This window comes from Allobosea sp. CER48 (genome assembly GCF_044752385.1).
Classification (GTDB): Bacteria; Pseudomonadota; Alphaproteobacteria; order Rhizobiales; family Beijerinckiaceae; genus Allobosea.
In genome coordinates, this window is the sequence record NZ_JBIWYK010000114.1 from 1 (window position 1) to 7,934 (window position 7,934).

7 protein-coding genes are annotated in these 7,934 nt (G+C 66.4%); all 7 read right to left on the bottom strand.

The annotated features are described in order from the left end of the window. Positions 1-28: 28 nt before the first annotated feature. Entirely contained in the window at positions 29-913 is an 885-nt protein-coding gene (locus ACIPIA_RS06550) for a DMT family transporter (protein WP_400507820.1), read from the bottom strand. Further along, positions 910-2,199 (bottom strand): ArgE/DapE family deacylase, encoded by a 1,290-nt coding sequence (locus ACIPIA_RS06555; protein ID WP_400507822.1) that lies wholly within the window; start codon positions 2,197-2,199, stop codon positions 910-912. Before ACIPIA_RS06555 ends, ACIPIA_RS06550 begins: the two co-directional genes overlap by 4 nt. Positions 2,200-2,333: 134 nt before the next feature. Then, positions 2,334-3,941, bottom strand: a complete 1,608-nt coding sequence (locus ACIPIA_RS06560; protein ID WP_400507824.1) for an ABC transporter ATP-binding protein — start codon at positions 3,939-3,941, stop codon at positions 2,334-2,336. Beyond that, the gene (locus tag ACIPIA_RS06565) at positions 3,938-4,774 is read right to left on the bottom strand and encodes an ABC transporter permease (RefSeq protein ID WP_400507826.1); all 837 of its coding nucleotides are present in this window, start codon (positions 4,772-4,774) and stop codon (positions 3,938-3,940) included. Before ACIPIA_RS06565 ends, ACIPIA_RS06560 begins: the two co-directional genes overlap by 4 nt. Beyond that, entirely contained in the window at positions 4,771-5,748 is a 978-nt protein-coding gene (locus ACIPIA_RS06570; protein ID WP_400507828.1) for an ABC transporter permease, read from the bottom strand. Before ACIPIA_RS06570 ends, ACIPIA_RS06565 begins: the two co-directional genes overlap by 4 nt. Positions 5,749-5,917: 169 nt before the next feature. Next, positions 5,918-7,486, bottom strand: coding sequence for an ABC transporter substrate-binding protein (locus ACIPIA_RS06575; RefSeq protein ID WP_400507830.1), 1,569 nt, complete (start codon positions 7,484-7,486; stop codon positions 5,918-5,920). Between the two features lie 123 nt (positions 7,487-7,609). After that, on the bottom strand, positions 7,610-7,934 hold a 325-nt coding region (locus tag ACIPIA_RS06580; RefSeq protein ID WP_465246953.1), incomplete at its 5' end, for a bestrophin-like domain.

The window sequence follows — 7,934 nt, forward strand, 5'->3', positions numbered from 1 at the left end:
AGTGGCATTCCGAATAGCCGCGGACCCGTCACGTACGACGGCCCGGTAGCATGATCGCGCCGGAGGCCGCGACGACAAGGGCGAGGCCGAGCCAATCGGTCGGCGTCGGCCGTTCCCCCAGCAACAGAACCGAACCGAGCACGCCGACTGCCGGCACCATCAGCGTACCCAGACTGGCGATACCGACAGGCAGGCGCGCCACCACGGTGAACCAGAGGAAATACGCCACCGCCTGTGCGCCGACGATGTGGAAGCTCAGCGCCGCCACCACGCGCGGCGACAAGAGCTTCGGCACCGGCAGGCCTTCGAACGCGAGCATGCCGAAGCCGGCGACGAGTCCGCCGATCAGCAATTGCCAGGCGGCGATGGTCAGCGCCGGGGCCGAGATCGGCCAGCGCTTGGTCACGATCGTGCCCAGCGCCCAGCTTACCGCGGCGAGCAGCGCCAGCATCAGTCCGAAGGAAAGCTGCCCGGCCGCGATCAGCGGCAGGCCGAGGCAGAGCAGGCCCGCGATACCGAGGGCGAGCCCCGCCAGGCGGCGGCCGTCTAAGGCCTCGCCGAGGACGAGCCGAGCGAGCAGCGTCGCCCAGATCGGCATGGTGAAGGTCAGGATCGCGGCGCGCGAGGTCGGTGCTGCGAGCTGGGCGAAGGCGAGCAGCACGTTGAACGCGGCAATCGAGAGGAAGCCGGCAACGACCAGCCGCGGCCACTGCGCCTGCGGCACAGCCAGCGAAACACCGCGTGCCAGCGCAATCGCGACGAGGACAAGCCCGGCGAAGCTCATGCCGGCAGCGCGCAAAGTCCAGGGCGCGATCTCGGTCAGCGAGATCCGCACCGCCGGCCAGTTGAAGCCCCAGAGCAGACCGAGCAAGGGGACGAGCAGCAGCGCCTTGCCCGGCTTGCTCTCGCTCATCCCTCGATGCTTTCGAGCCCGCACCATTCGGCGACGAACAGCGCCATGGCACCGGTGATGCGCTTTACCGAAGCGAGGCTGACGCGCTCGTCGAAGGCGTGGATGTTCTCGCCCATCGGGCCGTAGCAGAGCGCCGGGATCTTGTCGTAGAGCGCATGCACGCGGGCATCGAGATAAGCCGCAGTCATGAAGCTCTTCAGCGGCTTGCCGAGCGCCGCCTCATGGGCGCGGCCGAGCACGGCTTCCGCCTCGCTGCCAGGCTCCAGCACATATCCCTCGGCCCAGAAGCCGTTGAAGGTCACCTTCGGCGGATTGTTCGCCAGGAAGGAATCGGCGCGCGCAGCTTCGCGGATGCAGTCCTCGATGCGCTGCGCCGTCTCCTTGGCGGTGACGCCGGGATAGAGACCGACGCGGCAATCGACGCGGCACCAGCAGGGCACCGACGAGGCCCAGTCACCGCCCTCGATCTTGCCGATGTTCAGGTTGATCGGATGCGGATCGTCCTCGAAATGCTCGCGGCCGGCCTTCTCGAGATTGAACTGCTCCTCGAGCTTGCGCAAAGCCGCGACGACGCGATAGGCGGCATCGATCGCATTGGCGCCGGTGCCCATCTCGCGGACATGGGCGGGGATGCCCCGCACCTCGAACTGGAACCAGAGCACGCCGGCATTGGCGCGCGCCAGCATCTCGTATTCCGGCTCGGGGATCAGCGCGGCATCGGCGCGATAGCCCCGCAGATGCGTCATCAGCGCGCCATTGCCGGTCGATTCCTCCTCGACGACCGATTCGACATAGACCGTCGCCGCCGGCTGCATGCCGATGCGGCGCAGCGCATCGAGGCAGAAGAGATTGGCGGCGGCGCCCGCCTTCATGTCGGCACTGCCGCGGCCATACATCCAGTCGCCCTCGATCACCGGATCGAAGGGCGCATGCTTCCATTGATCGGCGGGGCCGGCCGGAACGACGTCGACATGGGCCTGCAGGATCAGCGAGCGGCCCTTCTCCTCGCGGGGACGATGAATGCCGACGACGATCGGCGCTTCGGAATGCGTGTCCGAGAAGGGAGCGCCGCCGGGATGGGCGGCAATCGCTTCCCGGTCCATGGCGAAGCGATCCATGGTGAAGCCGCGCTGCTTCATCGCGCGGAAGATGAAATCCTGGACCGTGTGCTCCTGCCCGCGGGTCGAGGCGAAGCGGACAAGCTCCTGCGTATAGGCGACCTGCTCGTCGAAGCCCGCCTCGACGGCGGCGAGGATCTTTTCGCGAAGGGCGGCGTCGAGAGGCATGGGCAGGTCTCCTTTAGGCCAAATCCGTCATGCTCGGCCTTGTGCCGAGCATCCACGCCTTGCGACATGGGAGAAGAGAAAGGCGTGGTTGGTCGGGACAAGCCCCACCATGACGCGGCGCGCGGTTCGCCCCATTAGTGCCCGAAGCGTCCGCCGCCCGGCACCGCTGCCAGCAGTTGCCGCGTATACGCGTGCTGCGGGTCGGCAAAGATCGCCGCGGTCGGCCCGCTCTCGACGATGCGCCCGCGCTGCATCACGGCGATCCGATCGCAGATCTGCGCGGCGACGCGCAGGTCATGCGTGACGAAGAGGATCGCGAGGCCGAGCCGGCTCTGGATGTCCTTGATAAGCTTGAGGATCTGGGCCTGCACGGAGACGTCCAGCGCCGAGACCGCCTCGTCAGCGACCAGCACGTCGGGTTCGAGCGCCAGCGCGCGGGCGATACCGATGCGCTGGCGCTGGCCGCCGGAGAACTCATGCGGGTAGCGGTCGACGGCATTGGCGGAGAGGCCGACGAGTTCGAGCAGCTCCTTCGCCCGCGCCAGGGCCTCCTTGCGTGGTGTGCCATGGGCGACCGGGCCGTCCGAGACGATGCGGCCGACAGTCTGGCGCGGATTGAGCGAGGCGAATGGGTCCTGGAAAACCATCTGGATGCGCTTGCGCTGGCGACGCAGTTCGGTGGGCTTCAGTTCGGAGAGCACGAGGTCACCGAGCGCGATGCGGCCGCGATCGGGCTCGATCAGACGCAGGCAGCAGCGCCCGACCGTCGACTTGCCGGAGCCGGATTCGCCCACAAGCCCGAGCGTCTCGCCACGGACGAGCGCGAAGGAGATGTCCTCGGCCGCCTTGACCTCGCGCGCGACGCCGAAGAATGAGCGCTTGCGATAGGTCTTGCCGAGCCCCTCGACGCTGATCACGGGGGCGGTGTTCGGCAACGGCGGCAGCACCGCCGGGGTCAAGGAGGGCACCGCCGCGAGCAGCTTCCGGGTGTAGGGATGGGTGGGCGAACCGAGCACCTGATCGGCCGTGCCCTCCTCGACCAGCACGCCCTTCTCCAGCACCGCGATGCGATCCGCGATCTCGGCGACCACGCCCATGTCATGGGTGATGAAGAGCACGGCCGTGCCGCGGCGATGGCGGAGGTTGTCGATGAGCTTGAGGATCTGCGCCTGAGTGGTGACGTCGAGCGCGGTCGTAGGTTCGTCGGCAATCAGGAGCTTCGGTTCCAGCGCCAGCGCCATCGCGATCATCACGCGCTGGCGCTGGCCGCCGGAAAGCTCATGCGGATAGGCCTTGGCGAGGCGCGGCGGGTCGGGCAGGCCGACCTCGGTCAGGAGCTCGATCGCGCGGGCGCGGCGCGTCGCCTTGTCGTGCAGGCCATGGGCCTCGAAGGTCTCGACGATCTGGTCGGAGATGCGCATGACCGGGTTCAGCGAGGTCATCGGCTCCTGGAAGATCATGCCGACCTCGCGGCCGCGCACGCCCTGCATCCCCTGTTCGTCGAGGGCGAGAATGTCGCGACCCGCGAGCCTGATCGCTCCTGCGACCGGCTTCACCGCCTTGGGCAAGAGGCCCATCACGGCATGAGCGATCATCGACTTGCCCGAGCCGGACTCGCCGACGACGCAAAGTGTCTCGCCGGGCTGGATGGCGAGCGTGACGGTCTCGACGGCGTTCGGGCGGTCGGCCATCGCCGGAAGCGCCAGCGTCAGCCCTTTGATGAAGAGCGCGGGAGCGGTCATTCGCGCCCCCGGGCGAGACGCGGGTTCAGGGCATCGTTCAGCCCCTCGCCGGCGAGGTTGAGCGCGAGCACCGTCAGGAAGATCGCGAAGCCCGGGAAGAACGAGATCCACCAGGCGTCGAGCAGGCGTGTGCGGCCGGCGCCGACCATGTAGCCCCAGCTCATCAGGTTGGGGTCGCCGAGGCCGAGGAAGGAAAGCGACGATTCCAGCAGGATCGCCGAGCCGATCATCAACGAGCCCATGACGATGATCGGCGCGATGGTGTTGGGCAGGACCTGGCTGAAGATGATCCGCGGGGTCGACTGGCCGATCGTGACAGCCGCCTGGACATATTCGCGTGATCGCAGCGAGAGCACCTCCCCTCGCACCAGTCGCGCCACCGGCGGCCAACTCACCACCCCGATCGCGAGTACGATCGAGCCGAGTTGCGGCTGGAGGATCGCCACCAGCACGATGGCGAGCGCGAAGGAGGGAATGGTCTGGAAGAACTCGGTGAAGCGCATCAGCGCATCATCGACGAAGCCGCCGGCATAGCCGGCGACGGCGCCGAGCGGCACGCCGATCACCAGCGCCACCAGGGTCGAGACCACGCCGATCATCAGCGATACTCGGGCGCCGTGGACGAGGCCGGAGGCGAGGTTGCGACCGAGCGTGTCGGTGCCGAGCGGGAAGCGGTCGACGGTGAACGGCGCGAGGAAAGGCCGCGCCACCGGCCTCCACGGCGATTGCGGATAGAGCGTCGGCGCCAGGAGCGCGAAGGCGACGACGGCAAGCAGGATGACGATGCCGATGACGGCGCCGCGGTTGCGAACGAAGCGCTTGAGGAAGTTCATGCGTGCGCCTCGATGCGCGGATCGACGATCCGGTAGACCAGATCGGTCACGATGTTGAAGCAGACGACCATCGCCGAGGAGACGAAGAAGACGCCGAGCAGGACGGAATAGTCGCGCTGGACCAGCGCATCGAACATCAGCCGGCCGATGCCCGGCCAGGCGAAGACGGTTTCGGTCAGCACGGCCCCGCCGACGAGCTGGCCAGCCTGCAGGCCGGCCAGCGTCACCACCGGCAGGATGGCGTTGCGCGCCACATGCCGGCGCCAGACGCGGGATTGCGAGACGCCCTTGGCGCGCGCGGTCTTGACGAAATCGGCGCCGGCGACCTCCAGCATCGAGGCCCGCATCATCCGGGCATAAAGCGCGGTGAAGAACAGGCCGAGGGTCAGCGCGGGCAGGACGAGGTGCTGGCCGATATCGAGCGCGCGGGCGAGGCCGGTATAGTTCGCACCGATCGTCTCGTAGCCGACATTCGGCACGAGCCCGAGCTTCAGCGCGAAGACGATCTGGCTCATCAGGGCGATCCAGAACAACGGCGTCGCATAGAAGATCAGCGCCAGCGTGGTGATCAGGCTGTCCGACCATTTGCCGGCCCGGCGCGCGGCGAGCGCACCCATCGCGGTGCCCACGACAAGCGAGACGAGGAAAGCCGCGCCCGTCAGCAGCAGGGTCGCCGGCAGGCGCTCCATGATCAGGTTCAGTACCGGCTGCTGCTGGCGGTAGCTGAAGCCGAGATCGAAGGTGAGATAGCCCTTCAGATAGATCCAGAGCTGGGTCAGGAAGGGCTGGTCGAGGCCGAAGCGCGCGCGCAGCTGTTCGAGGAGCTGCGCGTCGGCGGCTCCCGCCTCGCCGGCGAGGACCTGCGCGGGATCGCCCGGCGCAGCGCGGATCAGCAGGAAGTTGAGCACCGCGATCGCGAAAAGAACGATGACGCCCTTCACGAGCCGGCCGGCGAGGAATTGCGCGAGATTCATTCAGTGCTGTTCCCGATGGCGGGGTTCCGCCGCCATGCTCGCCCCTGTGGCGGGCATCCGCGTCTTGGACACCCTCCCCGACGAAGGAAGACGTGGATGGTCGGGACAAGCCCGACCATGACGCGAAACGCGAAGACGCCGTCCACTCGAGGGGACGGCCGCCTCGTCCTCATTCCTTCCAGGCGTCGCGGAAGCCGTCGTTCACGCCGACGCCGGTGGTGACGAGGTTCTTCACGTTGCAGCGGTAGATGGTCGGGAAGTCCATCTCCAGCAGCCAGAGCACCGGCAACTCGTCGGCGAGAACCTTCTGAACCTTGGTGTAGAGCTCCTGGCGCTCCTTGTCGGTCGGCGCGACCGCGGCATCGGCGAAGAGCTTGTCGACCTCGGGATTGGAGTAACCGCCGACATTGGCAAAGGGATTGCCCTTGGCGATGTTGGAGGAGATGTAGGAGCGTGCCACGCCCATGGCTGGGTCGCCCAGCTGGTAGAGGAAGTTGAAGTTCAGGTCGAAATCCCAGTTCGATGCCTTCTGCGTCCAGCCGGGCACGTCGGTGTTCTCGATCTGCACCTTGACGCCGACATCCTCGAGGTTCTGCTTGATCGCCTCGGACCAGCGGCTCCAGGTCTCGCCATAGGGCAGGTTGAGCAGCCTGATCGTCTCGCCCTTGTAGCCGGAGGCCTTGATCAGCTCCTTGGCCTTGGCGGGATCGTAGGTGTATTTCGGCACATCTGCCGAATAGAACTTGGTCTTGGACGAGATCGGCCCGGTCGGCAGCTTGCCGAGGCCGCCCCAGACCACATCCTTCCCGAACTCGCGATCGATCGCGTACATCAGCCCCTGGCGGAACTGCTTGTTGCCCAGGATGCCGTTGCGCACGTTCGGGGTGAGCCAGGCATGGGGCGCGAACATTTCCCAGCCCTTGGTCGTCATGCAGGTATTGGGCAGCTTCGACAGGCGAGCAACATCGTAGACATCAACCGAGCCGCCGGTCAGCACGTCGACCTTGCCCGTCTCATAGGCAACGGCGCGGGCGGCTGCATCGGGAATGATCTGCCAGTAGATCTCGTCGAGGTTCGGCTTGCCCTTCAGCCAGTAATCCTCGTTCTTGACGAGGTGGATATAGGAGCCCTTCTTCCACTCCTTGAGCTTGAACGGGCCAGTGCCGATCGGCGTGTTGTTGGCCGGGTTGGCGCGATAATCCGTGCCATCGTAGATATGCTTCGGGATCATCGGCGCGGAAGCGACCTCCTGCGTCATGACCATCGGGCCGAAGGGCTGCTTCAGCGTGATCTTCACGGTGAGATCGTCGATCTTCTCGATCTTCTCGACCTGGGCGTTGACGATCGGGCGCCAGCGCGGATGGACGTCGCGCAGGAACTTGTCGAGGGTGAAGACGACGTCATCGGCCGTGAACGGCTTGCCGTCATGCCATTTGACGCCTTCCTGGAGCTTGAAGGTGTAGGTCTTGGCGTCCGGCGAGATTTCCCAGCTCTTGGCGAGCGACGGCTGCGGCTCGAGCTTTTCGTTATAGCGCAGCAGCGACTCGTAGATATTGCCGGCGACCATGTTGGTCGGGCCGTTCTGGTTGAGTCCCTGCATCAGCATCGGCGGCTCGGGCTGGACCACGACATGGACCGTGCCACCCTTCTTCGGTTCCTGGGCGACTGCGGTTCCCAATGCGAAAACCGACGCCGCCAGCGCCAGGCCGAACCGCAATCCCGTCACACTACGCGCCATCTGCCTGTTCCCCTGCCTCGTACCGAGATCGTATCGTTTTGAATCGGGTCCCTGCGGACCGGACCGATGCCATCGCACCCGATCAGACGTCTCTTGGCAAGCGCCGCGCCAACAGACGGCGCGTCAGCGGAGCATGCTCGCAAGCGCATCGCGCGTCGAGGCGCTGGAGATGCCGAACAGGCCATCGTAGTGCGTTTCGAGATCGGTGATCACGAACATCACCGTCGATATCGAGATGACGCCGATCGCCAGCACGATCGCTGCGACGCGCTTGCGCGGCGTCTGGATGCCGAAGCTGAGGAACACCAGCATCAGCCAGAAGGTCACGATGCTGGTGAACAGCGGCGAGATCGGCCCATGCACGTCCTCGATGACGGCCCAGCGCCGCTGCTGCAGCTGCAGATAGGCCGACCGGCACTCGGCCGCGATGTTGCTGTTGAGCGTGTCG